At 50.9% G+C, this 18969-nt stretch carries 13 protein-coding genes, 1 pseudogene and 1 riboswitch; of the genes and pseudogenes, 2 read left to right on the top strand and 12 right to left on the bottom strand.

Translation table 11 applies throughout. The features are described 5' to 3' along the window. Positions 1 to 110: 110 nt before the first annotated feature. Positions 111 to 3599 carry an LPXTG cell wall anchor domain-containing protein gene (locus MHI45_RS06925; protein WP_076109015.1) on the bottom strand — a complete coding sequence of 1163 codons (3489 nt, stop codon included), beginning with the start codon at positions 3597 to 3599 and terminating at the stop codon, positions 111 to 113. Positions 3600 to 3957: 358 nt separating this feature from the next. Here MHI45_RS06925 and MHI45_RS06930 point away from each other — a divergent pair, with 358 nt between their 5' ends. Then, positions 3958 to 4713, top strand: a complete 756-nt coding sequence (locus MHI45_RS06930) for a YwaF family protein (protein ID WP_083675444.1) — start codon at positions 3958 to 3960, stop codon at positions 4711 to 4713. 190 nt (positions 4714 to 4903) lie between these two features. Here MHI45_RS06930 and MHI45_RS06935 read toward each other — a convergent pair whose 3' ends face one another. The 7 genes and pseudogenes from MHI45_RS06935 to MHI45_RS06965 all read right to left on the bottom strand — a co-directional run bounded on the left by MHI45_RS06935 (position 4904) and on the right by MHI45_RS06965 (position 13138). Continuing rightward, a complete protein-coding gene (locus tag MHI45_RS06935) occupies positions 4904 to 5335 on the bottom strand; it encodes a peptidylprolyl isomerase (protein ID WP_038594618.1) in 432 nt (143 codons plus the stop codon). A gap of 141 nt (positions 5336 to 5476) precedes the next feature. Then, on the bottom strand, positions 5477 to 6811 hold the full coding sequence (gene lysA, locus MHI45_RS06940) for a diaminopimelate decarboxylase (protein ID WP_038594620.1): 1335 nt from the start codon (positions 6809 to 6811) through the stop codon (positions 5477 to 5479). Between the two features lie 193 nt (positions 6812 to 7004). Beyond that, complete coding sequence (locus tag MHI45_RS06945) at positions 7005 to 8696, bottom strand: spore germination protein (RefSeq protein WP_083675447.1); 1692 nt, start codon at positions 8694 to 8696, stop codon at positions 7005 to 7007. A gap of 1388 nt (positions 8697 to 10084) precedes the next feature. Further along, positions 10085 to 10510, bottom strand: coding sequence for a stage V sporulation protein AB (locus tag MHI45_RS06950; protein ID WP_038594622.1), 426 nt, complete (start codon positions 10508 to 10510; stop codon positions 10085 to 10087). Beyond that, positions 10507 to 11169, bottom strand: a complete 663-nt coding sequence (locus MHI45_RS06955) for a stage V sporulation protein AA (protein ID WP_076108979.1) — start codon at positions 11167 to 11169, stop codon at positions 10507 to 10509. Before MHI45_RS06955 ends, MHI45_RS06950 begins: the two co-directional genes overlap by 4 nt. 629 nt (positions 11170 to 11798) lie before the next feature. Then, positions 11799 to 11909: pseudogene (locus MHI45_RS06960) on the bottom strand (carbohydrate ABC transporter permease); the annotation flags it as partial. Between the two features lie 275 nt (positions 11910 to 12184). Further along, complete coding sequence (locus tag MHI45_RS06965) at positions 12185 to 13138, bottom strand: DMT family transporter (RefSeq protein WP_076108977.1); 954 nt, start codon at positions 13136 to 13138, stop codon at positions 12185 to 12187. Positions 13139 to 13267: 129 nt separating this feature from the next. Then, a riboswitch (FMN riboswitch) is annotated at positions 13268 to 13417 on the bottom strand. Between the two features lie 206 nt (positions 13418 to 13623). On the opposite strand from MHI45_RS06965, the gene MHI45_RS06970 reads away from it, so the two are divergent. Further along, complete coding sequence (locus MHI45_RS06970) at positions 13624 to 14796, top strand: PstS family phosphate ABC transporter substrate-binding protein (RefSeq protein ID WP_076108976.1); 1173 nt, start codon at positions 13624 to 13626, stop codon at positions 14794 to 14796. A 132-nt stretch (positions 14797 to 14928) separates the two neighbouring features. Here the strand turns inward: MHI45_RS06970 and MHI45_RS06975 are convergent, their stop codons facing one another. The 4 genes from MHI45_RS06975 to MHI45_RS06990 form a co-directional block, all read right to left on the bottom strand. Further along, complete coding sequence (locus tag MHI45_RS06975; protein WP_076108975.1) at positions 14929 to 16440, bottom strand: carboxylesterase/lipase family protein; 1512 nt, start codon at positions 16438 to 16440, stop codon at positions 14929 to 14931. A 20-nt stretch (positions 16441 to 16460) separates the two neighbouring features. Further along, the gene (locus tag MHI45_RS06980; RefSeq protein WP_076108974.1) at positions 16461 to 17615 is read right to left on the bottom strand and encodes an AI-2E family transporter; all 1155 of its coding nucleotides are present in this window, start codon (positions 17613 to 17615) and stop codon (positions 16461 to 16463) included. A 171-nt stretch (positions 17616 to 17786) separates the two neighbouring features. Continuing rightward, complete coding sequence (locus MHI45_RS06985) at positions 17787 to 18095, bottom strand: 5'-methylthioadenosine/S-adenosylhomocysteine nucleosidase (protein ID WP_341119145.1); 309 nt, start codon at positions 18093 to 18095, stop codon at positions 17787 to 17789. A 115-nt stretch (positions 18096 to 18210) separates the two neighbouring features. Next, complete coding sequence (locus MHI45_RS06990) at positions 18211 to 18942, bottom strand: SDR family NAD(P)-dependent oxidoreductase (RefSeq protein ID WP_076109013.1); 732 nt, start codon at positions 18940 to 18942, stop codon at positions 18211 to 18213. Positions 18943 to 18969: the final 27 nt, after the last annotated feature.

Genomic DNA, 18969 nt, shown 5'->3' on the forward strand with positions numbered 1-18969 from the left:
AGTGGATTGTGTAATTCCAATAAGAAAAAGAGCACACGGCAGATGATCGCCGTGTGCTCTTTGTTAGTGCCGCTTTGGCAGAAAAAATGAATTTCCAGCTGCCTCTGGTGCTATTCCTGCTTTCTGCGTCTGAATACCCGGCTCAGAATGAACCCAGCAAGAATCAATCCTAATCCTGCCAAATAGATTGGCAATGGACTGTTCTCACCCGTCTGTGGCAGTTGGCCGCCCGAGCCGGTCACTGTACCCGCCGGAATTTCATCATCCTCAACTTCCACTCCGCCAAGCGGGATGTCATCATCAGTCGTTGTCACTTGTCCCGGAGTCGGTGAAGGTGTCGCTGACGGAGCAGGTGTAACCTGTGCCGTCGCCCCAGGTCCCGCAGGAATCTGTGGTTCTTCGATAATGACAAGAGGAGTTGGACTGCCGCCAGGTGCTACTGTCGGTGTTGGTGATGGTGTTGGTACTGGTGTCGGTACTGGTGTCGGTGGTACTGGTGTTGGACTGCCACCAGGGCCTACTGTCGGTACTGGTGTTGGTTCTGTCGTCGGTCCAGTTGTTGGTTCTGTCGTTGGACCTGTTGTTGGTTCTGTTGTTGGTACTGTTGTTGGCACTGTTGTCGGCGTCGGCGTTGGTACCGGCACCTCCTCTGTATTGTATACAGTCAGCCCTACGCTCACCGACGAACCGATTGTGACCGGATACTCTTTGGAATCCAGCACATATCCTTTCGGAGCCGCCGTCTCAATCAATACATAGCTGCCCAGCCAAATATTGTTGAATGCCGCTTTGCCTGCAGTGTCGGTAGTCAGGGTATTGATCAGCACGCGTTCTGTTCCGTTCAGCCGGTAAAGCTCAAAAGTTGCCCCTTCCAGCGGTTTCTCCTTGTTTACGGCATCCAGCTTATTGACGATCAATGCTCCTCTGACACCACTTCCTGTGCCCGAACCGCTGGATACTCCCACGATGACCTCTTTGGATGTATCCTTCTCGATCAATACAACATTGTTGCCGTTGAATTTTACGGTATTAAGCAGCTTGTCGCCTGTATTCGCTACGATCAGCGACTTGTATTCCAGCACATAAGCTGTCTTGATATCCTTTAAGAAGCTGAGTTCAAAGCTCTGCTTTCCACTGGCATTCTGATTAATGTTAAGTGAATAATCAACATCCTTCACCAGTTCAGGTCCGCCTTTGGTCACTTCTCCGTTCACAGATACAACGGTTGGATACAAATGGAAGGAATCCTGGAGCAGTATTTGATTAGAGCTTGGTTCGTCAATGATTTTTGCATTCTTCACGAACGACTGTGTCCGGTTGACCGCGATGCTCCAATCTACCTTATCGCCGCTTTGCAGTCCATCTTTGTAGATATATTCACCACCGTGCGGGATCTTCAGGGAAGCAGTCAAGTCTTTTGATACCTGCTTAGTTCCATCCAGAAGTTTAGCCGTATTGACTACGCTAGCGTCGATAAGCTGGCCTTCAAGAGTTGTCTTGAATTCGATGATATACGGTTCGCCGATGTTGCCGGCAAATTCTACTTTCAGCTCATTGCTGCTGCTGACAGCGTAAGTATACGCCGATGTGCTAAGCTCTGAACCTTTTGTATAGTCACCTTTTGAGTCGATGTTCATGTTGTAAACCTTAAGCGAACCTGGAACTAACGTTTGGCCCGCAGTCAGCACATCGGTTACCACAGGATCAGCAATCGCCTTGCCGTTGTAGTTCGCACCCACAGTCCAGGTAATTTCTTTGGCGGCTGCATTGTAAACACCCGACTTGAACCCGTTGCTCTTTACCTCGGGACGCGGAATGAACTTTCCAAATGCTACAGTTGACTGGATATTTTCAGCACTGTCCATCCAATCAATCTGTGCTTTATTAATAAAATCATCAGTGCTTCCAGTCAGCCAGTCATTGCTGAACAAGGTGGTGTAATTGATGGTATGAAACCCGGATATCGGTGAATGAAACTTCACTGTAAATCCGGCGTTCGGCTGCACAGGTGAATCATAGGTCACTGTATACTTGGAAGGGCTCACTACCAGCCAGTTTTCATCCCTTACAAGCAGCGAACCGGGAACAAATTTCTGACCGCCATCCGGGAAGCTGTCTTTCACAACAACATGGCTCATCGGGTAATTATCACCGTTAAGCGTAATTTTCCAATCTGTCGTTTTATTCTTGTAGTCTACACCCGATAACGTCTTATAGATGACTGCAGGCCGGACAAGCTGTTTGGCATCATAAGTATACGTGCTGTCCGTAACCGAATTGATAACCGTCGTTTCTTTGATCACGCGGTCTTTGGCCTTGATTTTATATTCAATACGGTGCGGTGCGGATACATCGTTTGTGAACTGCAGCTTAAAGCCTTTTTTACCGGTAGCGGTAATAGGAGAAACAGTAAAGTCCACATTCTCAATCAGGGCAGGGCCTTTTGTGGCTACAGCCGCTGAATCCAGGGTTACCGGATAAACCTTAACCGAACCGGCTACAAGCTCATGCGAAGCATCGAATAAATCCGATAAGACAGCATTGGCCTGCGGGATGTTCTTGCTGTTGTAGTTATATTCTATTGCCCAGGAAATCACCTGATTTCCCCATTCATATCCGGTTGAGAATTTTTTAAGTGTTCCGCCGCGCTCAACAGTTACCGTTGCCGAGGAGCTGACCGGATCGCGCCCATCTCCTGTAAACGTCGCTGTATTGGTGAAAATCCTTTTATTCTCCACAGCTATGGGCGTGGTGTATGCAATGCGGTAAGCACGGCTGATTACAGGATCTGTGAAGTGAAGGATAAGCTTGCCGTCCAGGATTTCCGCAGTATATTTGCTGCTGTCGAGCAGCGCACCCGGTGACACTGTACCGTCAAGCTGGACTGCCAGCTCGTAAACCGCAAGCGTGGCCGTGCTGTCCAAGGACAATCCTGCCGGAATAGGGTCAGTCACCGTAGCGTTGGCTACATGTTCCAGCTTCTTGTTCACATCAACCGTCCACTGAATGCTGGTCGCATTGTAGCCGCTGGAGCTGCCGTGCTTGTCGATGGTCGAGCCGATCTCAGGCTTGAAGTGCACGATAACCTTCTGCGTCCCGCCATTCACAGGGAAGAGGATTTCCTCTACCCCGCTGCCGGGAATTTTCTGTTTGTCAAACTTCGTATTGACCCGGAGTGTTCCCTGCACATTGTCATGACTCTCAATATAGCTGTTAAAGGTCATCACTACCTGATGCGTGGATTGACTGACCGTGAAGCTGCCAACTTCCCCGTCATCGGAGACCAATGCGCCGCCGATGTCATTAAACAGCTGGAACTGCTCAGGAAGCAGGAACGTAAAGGTGTCACCTGCTACGTAACCGTGTCCATTTGGAAGCGACCAGGTGTAATCCAGACTGACCGTGGAATTGACATCATACACACTGTCCGTAACGGTCTGGCCGTCAGGTCCGTACACAGCCATGGAGACGCTGGTAATAATATCTCTTTCAGTCTCAATCCCAGCTGCCGTAGCCTGCGAGGTGAATCCAATACCATAGGCATACTGCACAAAAAGCATAATGATCATAATGGACAAACTAAATTTCTTCTTCAACATTCCCTGGAAGCCCCCGTTTCTGATTTGATTATGGGATAATTCTCCCTCTTGCAGCATATTCCTTCTCTGTCTATTCATGCTTGATTTCAGGAACAGCCTCTAAAACCCGGTCAACAATGATACAAAAAAAGATGACAGCCGGACCCACACCATGACACTCAAAAACCTCAAGCCAGTTATGTATTCCGGTTTCCTGCATCCATCTTATGTGACATTGCAGAAATCTCTTCCTTTTCTGTGCGGCTTGAGCATTATATACTTATATCACCTAAGTATAGATCTCTAGAATCAGAAAATGTTAAAATTTCGAATATTTATTTTTGTTAAAATAACCCACGGGTCCCAAGGAGAGAATCCTGTGAATTTTGACTCATTTTTCACACGGCAGCATGAGACTGATTTCAGTATGTTTTCACCGTCACACTGGGTTGCACTGGCTGTTGTGACCTTAGTTTGCCTGATACTGTTCTGGTCGCGTTTTGCGCTCCGTACCCGTCCATCACTCCGCCGGGTTGTGAAACTGCTGCTGGTATTTATCCTGCTTTTTTCTGAAGCCGGATTGCATGTATGGTACTTTTCGCAGGGGATCTGGAAGAAGGAGTCATCGCTGCCGCTGGAGTTGTGCGGGATTACATTGCTCTTGTCCGTCATTATGCTGCTTACCCGCAGCCGAAGGCTCTATTCCTTTCTCTACTTTGCCGGCATTGGCGGAGCTTTTATCGCCCTGCTGACGCCTAACCTGGTGTATCCTTATCCCCATTTTCGCTTTCTGCTGTTTTTTACGGCCCATGGCGCGATTATTCTGGCCTCTCTCTATATGACCTGGGTCGAAGGGTATAGGCCAACCTGGCGCTCGCTTTTCTTCACCATGCTCTGCCTGAATGTGGTCGCTGCCTGTGTCTATGCCGCAAATTCATTGCTGGGATCGAACTACATGTTCCTGGCGCATAAACCCGGCACCTTTTCCGTACTGGATTATTTCGGCCCTTACCCTTATTACCTGCTGGTCGAAGAGGGGTTTGCCTTTATTCTTTTTCTGCTGATGTATCTGATCTTTTTCAGGCTGCCGCAGCGTTCCGCTCTCCGGGACCGGCGTAGAAGCCGGATCCTTTGAAGCGGTGCACCAAGTGGAAACGGATACCGTCCTCATAAGGACGGTATCCGTTTCCGCGAGAAATAGAAGGATAATTTATAGCGTGAAGCATATAAATTGTTATATTTGCACAAAAGCACCCGGCTGGGATCCCAGCCGGGTGCTTTATGAATAGCAGTAAAGGCGTATGACGCGCCTTAGTTCATTTGAATTAAGCTTCGATAATTTCCACCGAAGTCATTTTGTCGCGGCCCTGGAAAGAATCAACATAGTCCATGCCTTCTACGACTTTACCGAATACAGTGTGTACTCCGTCGAGGTGAGGCTGCGGTGCATAGCAGATGTAGAACTGGCTTCCGCCGGTGTTCTTGCCGGCATGCGCCATAGCCAGTGTTCCGCGCTCATGCTTGTTCGGGTTGATTTCGCAGTTGATCGTATAGCCTGGACCACCGGAGCCTGAACCGTTAGGACAGCCGCCTTGTGCTACGAAACCAGGGATAACGCGGTGGAAGACCAGACCGTTGTAGAAACCGTCTTTTGCCAGCTTCTCAAAGTTGGCTACGGTGTTTGGAGCATCCTGATCGAACAAGTCCAGCAGCACTACGCCGCCGTTTTCAAGTGTAATTTTCGCTTGCTTTGCCATATGTAAATGACCCCTTTCGAAATAACAGATGTAGAACACTTTTCTTAGTTTACTATGAAACCACGCACAAAGCAAAGCAAGCGGGAGTCACTCCCGCTTGCTCCAATTATTCTACACATTAAGCCTTGCGGTGATGAAGGCCTACTTCGCAACAGCCTGCTTGGCGATGCGCTCCGGCACAATATCGTTGGCGGTAATGTCCTGATGACTCTCGCGGCGTACTACTACATCGCTCTGTCCGTTCTGTACAAAAACGACGGCCGGACGGCGGATCCGGTTATAGTTGCTGGCCATGGAATAGTTATACGCACCGGTGCAGGCTACGGCAAGCAGATCACCGCTCTCCACCTTCGGAAGCTCCACATCCCAGATCAGCATATCGCCGCTCTCGCAGCATTTGCCAGCGATCGAGACTGTTTCTTCATTGGATTCCGTGGCACGGTTGGCAAGCAGCGCCTCGTATTTGGATTCATACAGTGCAGGACGCGGATTGTCGGTCATCCCGCCGTCGACGGCGACATATTTACGGACCCCCGGAATTTCCTTGTTGGTTCCTACCGTGTACAACGTCGTACCTGCATCCCCAACGATGCTGCGGCCCGGCTCTACCCAGATTTGCGGCAGTTTGCCGCCGATTCCTGCGAAATGCGTTTTCACCGCATCTGTAATTGCCGCTACATATTCGGATACCAACAACGGTGTATCACCGTCCACATAGCGGATGCCGAAGCCGCCGCCGAGATTGACGACAGGGAAATCAATGGCAAGCTCTTCCTTCACCTTGCGGGTGAAATCAGCGATCCGCTCCACCGCAAGCTGGAACCCTTCAGTTTCAAAAATTTGCGAGCCGATATGTGAATGCACACCCAGCAGCTGCAAATTGGCCTTGTCTGAAGCCTGGCTTACCGCTTCTTGAGCGGAACCATTGCCGATGTCAAAGCCGAACTTCGAATCGGTCTGGCCTGTAGAAGCATACGCATGATGGGCATGAGCTTCTACCCCTGGCGTAACGCGGAGCAGGATGTTCACCTTCACTTCCTTGCGCGAGGCAATGCTCTGCAGCAGGCTGAGTTCAACCAGGTTATCCACTACGAAGCAGCCGATACCGGCATCAATCGCCATCTCAATTTCATCAGGTGTTTTGTTGTTGCCGTGGAAGTGGATACGCTCTGCAGGAAAACCCGCTTGCAGCGCCGTGTACAGTTCCCCGTCAGACACCACGTCAAGCGACAATCCTTCTTCATCCACCAACCGGCACATCGCCATCACGGAGAAGGCTTTGCTGGCATAGGCCACCTGAAACTCAAGACCGGAGGCCGTAAACGCATCCATGTACTCGCGGCAGCGGCGCCGGACCAGTTGCTCGTCCATTATATATAGCGGGGTTCCATATTCCGCTTTCAATTCCGTCACATCACATCCGCCGATCTCCAAATGTCCGGCATCATTAATTCGGCTCGTCCCGTGTAAAAACATTACTCAGTCCTCCAATTTCTGTGGAATGTCTTGTTCCACCCTGTCTATTGTATGTTATTAGGCCCCGCAGAGTTCCTGAAAGATAGCTGTTTGAGCAGAAACTCCGCTTTTTACGGGGCTGTTTAGTGTATTCAGTATAGCAGACAGAGGGAACACCATAGAATGGACTAATTTGCAGTTGATTTGTATTTTCCTACGATTGTTTCTCGTTCTCCTGGACAGGCGGCATTCGTGTATTATCCCTTGTTTTGTTGAAGGATGGCCTTGTTTTGGAGCTGAGCACAGGCTGGCGCAGGATGATCTCGCCCATCGCTTTTGCATTAAATGGTATAAACGGCCACAAATAAGATGAATTGTAGGACCGGTGCAGGGTCAGCAGTACGACGATCAGTGTGGTTCCGATCATAAAGCCCTGCACCTGGAACGCAGCAACGGCGACCAGCAGCACAAGCCTGACAATGCGGTTGGCCAGTCCAAGCTCATAACTCGGCGTTGCGAACATCCCGATGGAGGCTATCGCCATATACAGCACCACTTCATTCACGAACAGTCCGGTCTGTACGGCGATGTCTCCCACCAGAATAGCGGCAATCAGACCCATGGCTGAGCCAAGGGGTGTCGGTGTATGCACCGCCGCCATTCTCAGCAGGTCAACCCCAAGCTCGACAATCAGGAACTGGGCCAGGAGCGGGATTTTAGCTGTCTTCTGCGGCCCGATAAAGTCCAACATCTTCGGCAAAAGCTCAGGATGAATGACCATCAGCATCCACAATGGCAACAGGAACATAGAAGCAAAGATTCCGATGAACCGGACCCAGCGCAGGTAAGTCCCCATAAACGGAGTCTGGCGGTTCTCCTCGGCATGCTGGCAGAGATCAAAAAACGTGGTCGGCAGGACGATGACGCTTGGTGATGTATCTACAAAGATTACCACCCGGCCTTCCAGCAGATGAGAAGCTACGGTATCCGGGCGCTCTGAATAGCGGACCAACGGATAAGGATTCCAGCCTCTGCCGACGATCGCCTCCTCCAGCTGCTTATCCGCCAGTGGAATTCCGTCGATATCCACACTATTAATTTTGTCGGTGACAGCCTTCACCTGGGTTTTATCGACAATGTCGTCAATATACGCTACACAGACATCCGTCCGCGTCCGGCGGCCGACCTGATGCATCTCGTATTTCAGCCCGGGGTCGCGGATTCGTCTGCGTACCAGTGCGACGTTGCTAAGCAGCGTCTCCGTGAAACCGTCCCGTGACCCGCGAACCACCCGTTCAATAGAGGGCTCATCAGGATTCCGTGAAGGATACGAGCGTGTATCCATAATAATAACCTGGGTCTCGCCTTCAATGAAGAACACACTCATTCCCGACAAGACCTTATTGATACTTTCGCTCAGCAGCTCACCTTTTTCCACCTGCACGTGGGGGATGTATTCAGTCATGAAGCTGGCCAGCACATCAGTGGAGACATTTTCAGGTGTCAGATAGGTAAGCCGCTTCAGAATCTCGTCAATAATCGTATCCTTGGCAAACCCGCTGATGCAAAGCAGTGCTGCTTTGCGGCCGGCAAAGGACATCTCCCTGAACACGATATCAAAAGACGAACCCAGCCCCATGACCTCAGTCAGTGTATTTTTGGTATGCTCCAGGTTCGGTGAAACTTTGTCATTACCCTGCCAGTATATAATAGATTCTTCAAGCGAATCAGAGCGTTCGTTGTCCCGTTTTAATTGCAGCGGGTCGATTTTCCCCTGGGGTGGAGCATCCTCCTGCTTTGCTTTTTTCTTGTCTTTTTTAGACTTCTGCGGCTGCTGGGTCTGCGCTTGTGACTGCTGCCCGCTCCCTGCCTCCGCCGTAGTTCCGGCTCCGGCCTGACTCCCCATTCCTGATTCATCGTCTGACTCAGCATCTTCCTCAGTATCCGGCTCTTCACTAAACAGTCTGGCGAAAAAACCCTTTTTGCCGCTCTCCGGCTCCTCTGCACCCAGCTCATCTGATGCTTCCATATCCTGCGGCTGGCTGCCGGTCTCATCCCCGGGCTCAGCTGTGCCGGGTGACACTGCACTGTCACCCTCCGGTCTTTCCGATTCCGCTTCAGCTGCTGCATTATCGGCTTCGGGTGTGGAGGCTGAGCCTGCTGCTGCATTGCCGGTATCGGCCGTAGGGGCATTGCCGCCAGCCTGCGCCGCCGTCACTTGTCCTCCAGCTCCCTTTGCACTTTCTCCCGCTGCGTTGCTTGCTTCGGTATCTGAACTGCCCTCTACCAAAGGCGTGGCCACTTGTTGCGGGTCGTTCCCCTCCTGATCCGGTGTTCCTGCTCCATCCGAGGCTTGCAGATCATGGTCGCCATACCCGGTTGCTCCGGCGTCCACACCAATGTCCACACTGCTGTTTGTTCCCTTACCGGCACCCGCCCCAGGCGCAGCGGAATCACCTTTGCTTTGGTTCCCCGTGCCGGACTCAGTTGAAGCTTCAACGTCCTGATTGCCGGCATTGGATCCGGATGTAACTTCTAACTCTGTATCTTTACTGAATAATGTGCTAAAAAACTCCCTCACACCGCTCCCGGAGTTCTCCGCATCTTGTGGTTGTGCCTCACCAGTATTCGCGTTGCTGCTGCCAGCCGCCTCACCATTATCCTTACTGTCTGCCGCCCCACCCCCAGCATTCGCATACGTACCCCCTCCTGCTTCCGCACCGCCAGCTTCCACACCGCCATCTGCCTCTACGCTGGCCTTCGAGTCATTTGCTTGCGTGCGGTGAGCTTGTGCCGCTGCCGCTGCACTAACAATTGCTGCACTAATGGTACCTCTTCCGTCTGCTGCGATATTACCGGCTGTGCCTGACTCTGGTGCCTCTTGTTCCCCGGATGCATTTGTACCTCCTCCCGGTGCTCCCTCCTGTTTGGATATACCCGCTCCGTCCGGAGCTTGCAGGCCATGATCTCCAGAGCCGGTTGCTCCGGCTTCCGTAGCGCCTACCGATACAGAACCGGAAGCGGGTACCGTTTGTTCCCGGCTTAACAATACGCCTAACTCGACCGCAGCCTCGGCTTCTCCGGGCCGGGCGGCAGTCCCCGTATGAGCTTCCCCAAGATTATCCGCTGACTGGATTGCATAGCTCTCAGCTCCGTCTGCCGGAGCCGCTCCAGTTGTCCCGCCACCAACATTGCCAGCCTGCGGTGCAGCCGGGCTAGCTGTCTGATTTTTTGTTTTTTTCTCATTTACCTGATCACCGCTGTGAATATACCTTACCACTCCATAACCCCCTTCTACTGTTGATATACAAAGAAGTCGAACAAAGAGCCTGCAACCTTGCCGCATACCATAGCCATCAGCAGCCCAAACAGATAATGCGTCATTTGCAGACGTTTTGCCAAGATCGGCAGCACATTCAAGACCTCTGTCAAAGCAGCGGCCAGCATGCCGACAAATATCCCGTCAAACAGCCCAACTCCCAGTTCGACCACAGGGCCTGAGCTGATCCGCCAGTTCCAGAAATCACTCATAGTGCCAAGCAGAGAACCCCCGATCATCGCCCCTTCATACCAATGAACTTTGTCGTAGGAGGAAGTCAGCTGGGCCAGCCGGGGCACCATATCAAGCACGATAAACAAAGCAATCACCCCTCCGCCTACCGCAATCCCCCCGGCAATTCCGAGCAGCAAATTCAGTCCAAGTGTAATCGGCGCGGTCATGTTCCATCCTCTTTAGGTCCTGATGGATCGTTTCCGCTGCGATTCATTTTGCTATACTCCTCGTGGACTACATAATGGTCGATATTATTCTGATAAAGAAACATTTCCACTTCGAGCGGAGTGGGCTCCTCATTCCATTTTTTCTTAAAGAGGTGGTTGAAAAAAATCACCATGCCAAACCCGATGCCCAGCGAATAGGCAATCTGGAACACATAGGGGTGGTCATCCCGCCGTCCGGTCAGCATCTCCACGATGCGAACATGCACTTCCTGCATGCTGACATCGGCATGAAAATTCATAATCGTCAGCGCCGATCCGAAGAAAAGCAGCAGCCACACCAGCACAAACAGCGCAACCGAAGGTTTGCGTGCTTCGACCGGCCCTTCGATCTGCACAATCGTCCGCCCCTCGCCAATCGGTTGGATGTCAGCACCCGGTATCAATTCGTGAATATGCGGGATAACCGTCAACAGGTCGATCAGAATGAGGTTCCCGTCACTCTGTGCCGGCTTCAGCAGCAGAATTGAATACAGCGGCTCCCTCCACTCCGGCTCGGTGATTAAATAAGCGATATCCCGCAGCGTGACCCCTTTCCCTTTGGGCACCGTTACCCGATTCTTAAGCTGTATGTAAATGGCGGGAGCCGAATAAGTGTTCATCCGTACACCTCCTATTGTTGTCGTGAAAAGCAGGATGAGACGCAAGAATAACGGTAGTATGGGAGAAAAGGCTTATTTTTACTCCAGACCAGCAGAAATCTAGTTGAGGCATCGCCTCTTTAGCGCACAGAAACACTTTCCATTGATCTATTTCTGCGGATTAGTATCCAAAAAATGCATAAGTTTGATTATTTATTGCTATCGGAAAAGCACCGTATCAACTACCAATTGACTGGCTAGCGTGCTGGACAGACGCACAAAAAGGCAGACCGGGCGATTCTCCCGTCTGCCTTATCCTTTGTTTATTGGTGCTGCGTTCATTCTTATAAATTGAGTGCTGTAAATCGTCGAATCCTCATACTGCCGCACCTGCCGTATGAGTTAGTTCTATTGCAATAAGCACACCAGATTCTCTCTATTCGTCTTCAAAATAGCGTTCTGTTGTATTTCCTGCAGCAGATTACCGCATTTTACCGATAAACAGGTGTCTTTGAAGTAGTGTGCTGTACAAAGTGCAATAGATCGCTGATATAGTGGAAAACTGGACCCATCTGCTGCACATAATACATTTGATTTACCAGCTCGGCATATGCGGAGTAAGAGGCTCTAGCTCTAGCTCTTCCTCTAACATACCTTGTGCGGCCCTTAAAGACCGAATTCCCCTTAGACAGCGGATAGGCTGCAAGGAACGTAATAAGCAGCTCAAGCCCTGTACCGATCACCGTACGCTGCACAGAAATCCTCCCGGATTTCAGGCTGGTCTCCCTTAAAGTGTAAACGCTCCACATATAGCCATATAGTTCACTTACGCAACATTTCAGCATTTCAGCAGTTTTTGCAGCCAATATGGGTGTTTCGCAAACTTGGAAGAACAAAATTCTCCGGATGAGCTGAACTGAAAAAAAGGATGTCTCCTACAGCCGTATGGCTGCAGGGGACATCCTCCTCTTCTACTCAAAGCCCCGGGGGTTCTCCCCTCAGACCTACTTTATATTACTCAGACAGCCGCCGCACTCTAGTTGAGTGCTTCCTGACGGCTCTGTTGTTTAGAGATAAGGAACAGTGCGGTCCAAATCAGCGCAAAGCCGATAATTTGCGGCAAGGTTACCAGCAGATCGAAGAAAATCCAGTTGATCAGAATTCCCGTCATCGGGAAGCTGAGCTCTGCCAAGGTGGCAACGGAAGCTTTGGTGGTGTTAAGACCTTTGTAGTACAGCAGCATACTGAGCAGTCCGGGCAGCAGTGCCTGCAGCAGCAGATTGATCGCAATTGCTGATGAAGCGCCCAGTCCGCCGTGTACCTGCCAGGGAGCACCCTCCATAGCGGTGACGACGAACAAGAGAGGTAATGCCAGAATGAACCGCAGTGAAGTCACCGTTTCATACTTCATTGAACCCAGTAAATAGCGGCCCATTACTGTAGATCCGCCCCACAAGGCAGCGGCTCCGAGCGCCAGCAGACTGCCGACACTGATGAAGCTGTTCACATGTCCGAAGGGTGCGGTCCAGCCAAAGGTCAGCAGATAAGTCCCTGCCAGTGCAATCACTATAAGCGGTCCGAAATTTCGGGGCAGGCGTTCTTTAAGGATGACAGCCGCCAGTCCTATGGCAAAGATCGGCTGCAGCTTCTGCAGCAGAAGCACCGCATTGAGGTCTCCGCTGGACAAGGCTTTGGTGAAGAGAATCGTAGCCACGGCGGAGCCGCCCCAAGATACAACCATTAGCGCTCCGGCCTGACGCAGACGAATTCCTTTCAGTTCAGCGCGATGCCGCCAAAGTACCGGCGCGGCAGCCAGAAAGAGCACAACATGCTCAAGCAGAACGATCTGTGAAGAGGTCATTGATTTGAGCAGGATGATGCGGAACAGCGGATCGACGCCCCATAGCGCCGCTCCCAGCACAACCAGCCAGAACCCGCCGCGCAGCGGCGCCTGGCGCACCTCTGAAGTTGAAGCAGTTACATTACTCATAATTCCATTCTCCTTGTCGATACAAACCCTCGATAAGAGACCAAAAACCCCCGCGCTGCCTTCTGAGGGGCAACTATCGGGGGTCATTATCAATAAAGACCATCAGGAATAAACCTGTCGTCTTTATCTTATGATCCTCTCCCATCCGGACTTTACCGTCGGCTCTGGAATGTCACCAGATCAGTCCTTTCCGCTGCTGACAGCGGGAAGGAGTCGCGGGCTGAGTTCGCTTTGAACATCACCGCCGGTCAGGAATTTCACCTTACCCCGAGAATCTTGTATTCCGTTATTTTTTTCACAATCTCAGGATACTCCCGTTTATGAATTTCGTCCAGTATTTTATGAAAATATACACATTTTTTCATTCATCACCGCATTTCATGCCCTCTAAATGATATTTTTTTGTAATTCCTGCTGATTTCATTAAGTTATAATAGAATTATGTGAATTATCCATATTCTTCATCCATTGAAAGAGAGGCCCTTATGAAAAGACCACTTGGAACAAACTTGCCGTTATCATTTATCGTTGTAGCCGCTATTGCATTTGCCGAAACTATCGCCTATTTCATTATTTCCTTATTTGGAGGGCTGCAATTTTATGCCCCCCTTTCCGCTGTTGTCGCTTTTGCCCTTGCAGTTTATGCGGTGCTGGCGATCTTTGACTTGTTTAAGCTGCGTATCCGGCGGATCGTGCTCGCATCTTTCGCCGGGTTATGTCTACTGGCGGCAGGCGTTTATGAAATCAATCAGGCTTATGTGAACAGCCTCGCTGAAGTGAATGACCGGGAGATTTCTCTGGAGAAATATAAACCTTTCCAGCCGGAATCCAAGATAGCCATACTGGACCAAACCTCCACTTATAAGATCACAGACGAGCTTCCGCGGCTGGACGGTGCAACCGCACTCTACCCGCTATATTCGGCATTTGTTCAAGCCGTCTACCCGAAGGACGACTATAGCGTATATGATTTTGAGAGCAGTACGGTAGTCTGCACTTCGACCTCCACTGCTTATGATCGTCTGATCGATGGAGATACGGATATTATTTTTGCAGCAGCCCCCTCTCTCTCCCAACAGAAATCAGCCAAAGCAGTAGGCAAAGAACTGGTTCTTACGCCCATTGGCCGCGAGGCATTTGTCTTCTTCGTTCATAAGCGGAACAAGGTGGACGGACTGACCACACAGCAAATCAAGGATATCTATTCCGGTAAGCTGACAAATTGGAAACAGGTAGGCGGCAAACGGGACTCGATCCGGGCATTCCAGCGGGAAGAAAACAGCGGCAGCCAGACCATGCTTGAGAAAATCATGGAGGGCACACCGCTCATGGCAGCTCCGCAAAAAGATGTTATGGATGTGATGAGCGGCATTATCAGCCAGACCGCCAGCTACCGTAATTATAAAAATGCTCTTGGCTTCAGCTTCCTGTTCTACGCCTCGGAGATGAACAGCAATAACGAGATCAAGCTGCTGGCCGTCGACGGGGTTGAGCCCGGCAGGGAGAGCATACGCAGCGGAGCCTATCCTATTGCCTCCGAATTTTATGCCGTGACCGCAGGAAGCTCCAATCCGCATATCCAGCCTTTTCTGGATTGGATAGTTTCCCCCGAGGGTCAGGAGCTGGTGGCAAAAACCGGTTATACCCCGGTAAAATAAGCTCCCGGACTACTCCCCTACCTCAAACGCAGATACACCAAATAAGCAGCAGGAACCCGAATGCCCGGGTCCCTGCTGCTTCTCTATGATGCCGGTCTTTTTTCTTTGTACACAAGCAACTTCACTCAGTTACTATTCTGACAACGTCCCGGCAGATGAGTCTTGAGGCGGGTTCTCTTGTGCTGACAGCAGCCGTGTCCGCTTCTTCCGATCCGGATCAGCCACGATGCGGATGTCCTGCTCAAAGATCAGGGTAGCGCGGTCATCCAGTGTATACTGCGGCCAAGATAGGCCTGACACCGACGGATCGCCACGGTGGGCAAAGGCTGTCCAGGCGTTCAACATCGCATCCGACAAACTCTCCATGGCAGGAGTAACCTCTACTCCATAATGCGCCATGTGCGATAAATTATTAAATACATAGCAGATTTCCGCACCATGTACAGCCTTCTCGAGCAGCGGATGGCCGGGGATGGTCCAGTCGAACCGGTACATCCATACCGGGGCATAGCGATGCTGCCGCTCAGCGATAGATATGGAACTGTCCCAGAAAAAGAGATCTGTCAGAAAATCGGCTTGTCCCTCCACGGTCTTGGGATAATGAAGTGCGAGTTCAGCCAAATTCTCTACTCCCATCATCATTTCCAGAGATTGAAGCGACTGGTCAAAGTTCTCTGCCGAACCACTTCCCCGGAAGAACAGGTTGCCCTCATGAAGATTCGTCCCGATCACAAGCGGTATACCGCTTGCTACACCCTCGGCAATAGCCTGCGCCGGATCTGCCGGCAACGTATCCGGCTCAATAACGGGCTGGAACAGCATGCTCATCGCATTGCCGGACAGCTTGTAAACCATCGCCCCTGCTGCCTTCAATATTTGCTCTGCCGGAAGCGTGTCCAGCAGTGTGGTATCGCCGCCTGGACGAATCCCGAGCTCGGCCAGAAAAGCTGCGCCAATCTCTTCACCTTGCTGCGCCTTCAGTGTCTGTGCAGCCCCGCTCTGCATGATAGCTCCCGCAAACAAGCCTTGTGCCGCAGGCATCGCCAGCAGCGCGGCAATACTCATGCTGCCCGCAGACTCGCCGAAGAGGGTAACCCGTTTCGGGTCGCCGCCAAACCCGGCAATATTGCCCTGTACCCATTGTAGTGCGGCAATCTGGTCCAGCAGACCGGCATTGGAGGCCAAGCCTCCGCCAAACGGCGACAAATGCATGAAACCGAACGGTCCCAGCCGATAATTGACGGTAACCACAATGACTTTGCCTTTACTGGCCATATGGGTACCCTCGAACATCGGCTGGCTGCCGGCTCCGGTTACAAAAGTGCCCCCATGAATCCATACCATGACCGGCAGGACTTCCCCTTCAGCCGCTGGCGACCAGATGTTCAGGTACAGGCAATCTTCGGAATATTCCGGAGTTGTACCTCCGAATCGGGTGCTGCCGGTACTGACAGGCTGATGGCTGACCGGGCCGAATTCCCTGGCCTCTCTAACGGAACTCCATGGCTCCGGCGGCTGTGGCGCGCGAAATCGCAGCTCACCCACAGGCGGGGCGGCAAAAGGAATTCCGCGCCAGATGTTCACACCGTCACATTGTGCTCCTTGCAGCTTCCCATATAATGTATCTGCCACGGGTCCTGTCATAAAACAATCATCCTTTCGCGTTATTCCTTTTTTTCTTCGATCACTTGATATAATCCGGAGCGGAAACGGAACCACTGGAAGACATGGGTAACGACCACCTTCAGCACGGCATATCCCGGTACAGCCAGGATAATGCCAAGCACGCCGAACATTTTACCGGCAAAAATAATGACGAAAATTATAGTAATCGGATGAATCTTCAGCGACTTGCCCATGATCTGCGGCGAAATAAATTTACCTTCGATCAGCTGGACCGCAGTCCAGACGAAGATCATTTTCAGCAGCATGAACGGAGAAGTCACCATCGCAACGATCAAGGCTGGAGTAATGGCAATGGCCGGACCCAAATAGGGAACTACCGCCGTACAGGCTGCAACGATCGCCAGCACCAGGGAATACTCCAGCCCGATAATCAAATACCCGATATAAAGCAGCGCACCGATGCAGCAGCTTACGATAATTTGTCCGCGGATATAGGAAGCCACCTGGCTGTTCATCTCGGACATTACTTCCCGCGTCTGCGGCTGCAAGCCGGTAGGGATGAACCTCATCAGGTAGTCAGGCAGCTTTTTGCCGTCACGGAGCAGGTAGAACAGGATAAATGGAGTGGTTACCACAGCCAGAACAATTTCGGTCAATGCCCCAACGAAGCTGCCAACGCCATTCACTGCGTTATTCAGAAAGGAGGTGGCCCATGTTGTCACCTTGCTGGTAATATTAGTGAAGTCCATGCCAATATTCTCCTGAATGCGCTCGAACTGCTCACTGCCGGTCAAATTAACGAATTCCTGCTGAATCTGCTCACTGTATTTAGGGAAATTATCAATCAGTCCAAGCAGCTGGGTGCGGATTATCGGAATGACTGTCAGTAGAATTAGTGTAATAATCCCGGCGATCACCAGATACAGAATCACAATCCCATAGGCACGCTTCACTTTGCTTCTTCTCTCCAGCCGGTCAACCAGCGGATTCAGCAAATAGTAGGCGATTCCAGAGAGCAGCAGCGGAGCCGCCACTGTGTGCAGCAGGACCGATAACGGCTTGAAAATAAACGGAACCTTGGAGAACACCAGAATCGTAACCCCGATAAGTAAAATAATCAGTAAAGAAACCACAAATTTGTTATTTAAAAAAAACTTTTTAAACCTCTCAGGCCATACCTGCACCCTTTCCATTACTGCTTTCCCCCTAATACAAAGACTTATCTGTAAGTGTGATAAATTGCACTTGCTATTAGCATAGTCAACGCAGGGGTTGCAAGTCAAATTTTCAGCACTAGCTCCCCTCTATGAAATTCTGCACCTTTTACGCTGCGTTTTTGAAAGTTCCAGATCCAGATGTCATCCTCAAATCAAAGGTTGTTTATGTAAACTTACCAGCAGCTTTTCCACTAGGCACAATGCATTCAGGGAGCCCGATTCCACATGGGTTTCAAAGCTTTCAACACTTTCTTCATCCGCATGGTCCGATATCGAACGAATAACAACAAAAGGAATATGATTGACATAGCAGTTCTGCGCAATGCTTGCGCTCTCCATGTCCACACACATCGCCCCAAAGGAGTCCAGCCGTTTGCGCTTTTCACTGCTGGCGATGAACTCTTCCCCGGAGATCATTTTTCCGGCGTAGATGAGCCTCTCCGTAGAATCCGGAATAGAATTTCAGGGATGCTTTTTCATAAACCGAATCTATATAACATTTCTTTATCAGATGTTCAATTTCTTCATCCGATGGTCCTATTACACCTGTGATCACAAAAACAACCTCCCGTCAGCGCAAATAACAGCCATTGTTAATATCAAACGTTGCACCGGTATAAGCCCTTGACTTCCTGCTCAACAAAAAAACAACACTTTCGGCAATCTCTTCTGCCAGCAGCGGCTCCTTAGTCAATTGATGCTCCAGATATTCCGTCTGTCTCCAATCGGGAATATGGCTCATCATTGGTGTATTCGTCATTGTCGGCGCAACCGCGTTTACGCGGATATAGGGGGCGAAGTTCATCGCGCAGCTCTTCGTCAAACCCAGAATAGCCGCTTTCGACAAGCCGTAAACGGCATCCGAGCTTCCCTCCTGTCCGGATACGGACGACATGTTGACGATTGCGCCTTGGCGACGGCTTCCTAGCAGCAGCCTGCCGAACATCTGAGAGAAATAGACATAACCTTTCACGTTGATATCCAGCACCCGATCTATTTCATCAGGGGCATACTCAAGGATACTTTTGCCCAAATAGATGCCTGCATTGTTGACCAAACCATTAATATCCGCATGCTGCTGCTCTATATAGGCAAAGAATTGTTTCACCTCAAGGTGATGACTGGCATCCAGCCGATAGGCGGACAACTTGCCGGAAGCCATTTCCGATTCCAACTGCTCCAGCGCCGGGCCGTTGATATCGCAGGCTATGACGCCCGCTCCCTCCCGCAGACCAAGCCGGACAATTTCCTTGCCAATCCCGGAAGCGGCTCCGGTTACTATAATTTTCATGGCATTCAGCATATGATCTGTCTCCTTGTTCCACAGCGG

Origin of the sequence: Paenibacillus sp. FSL H3-0321, from assembly GCF_038002865.1 — a bacterium.
Lineage (GTDB): Bacteria > Bacillota > Bacilli > Paenibacillales > Paenibacillaceae > Paenibacillus_AQ.

Excerpts from the sequence above, each read along its gene's own strand:
- MHI45_RS06980 (WP_076108974.1), bottom strand. The coding sequence starts at position 17,615 with ATGGAAAGGGTGCAGGTATGGCCTGAGAGGTTTAAAAAGTTTTTTTTA.
- MHI45_RS06965 (WP_076108977.1), bottom strand. The coding sequence starts at position 13,138 with ATGAGTAATGTAACTGCTTCAACTTCAGAGGTGCGCCAGGCGCCGCTG.
- MHI45_RS06970 (WP_076108976.1), top strand. The coding sequence starts at position 13,624 with ATGAAAAGACCACTTGGAACAAACTTGCCGTTATCATTTATCGTTGTA.
- MHI45_RS06925 (WP_076109015.1), bottom strand. The coding sequence starts at position 3,599 with ATGTTGAAGAAGAAATTTAGTTTGTCCATTATGATCATTATGCTTTTT.
- MHI45_RS06935 (WP_038594618.1), bottom strand. The coding sequence starts at position 5,335 with ATGGCAAAGCAAGCGAAAATTACACTTGAAAACGGCGGCGTAGTGCTG.
- MHI45_RS06945 (WP_083675447.1), bottom strand. The coding sequence starts at position 8,696 with ATGGGGAGTCAGGCCGGAGCCGGAACTACGGCGGAGGCAGGGAGCGGG.
- MHI45_RS06990 (WP_076109013.1), bottom strand. The coding sequence starts at position 18,942 with ATGCTGAATGCCATGAAAATTATAGTAACCGGAGCCGCTTCCGGGATT.
- MHI45_RS06975 (WP_076108975.1), bottom strand. The coding sequence starts at position 16,440 with ATGACAGGACCCGTGGCAGATACATTATATGGGAAGCTGCAAGGAGCA.
- lysA (WP_038594620.1), bottom strand. The coding sequence starts at position 6,811 with ATGTTTTTACACGGGACGAGCCGAATTAATGATGCCGGACATTTGGAG.
- MHI45_RS06950 (WP_038594622.1), bottom strand. The coding sequence starts at position 10,510 with ATGACCGCGCCGATTACACTTGGACTGAATTTGCTGCTCGGAATTGCC.
- MHI45_RS06955 (WP_076108979.1), bottom strand. The coding sequence starts at position 11,169 with ATGAACACTTATTCGGCTCCCGCCATTTACATACAGCTTAAGAATCGG.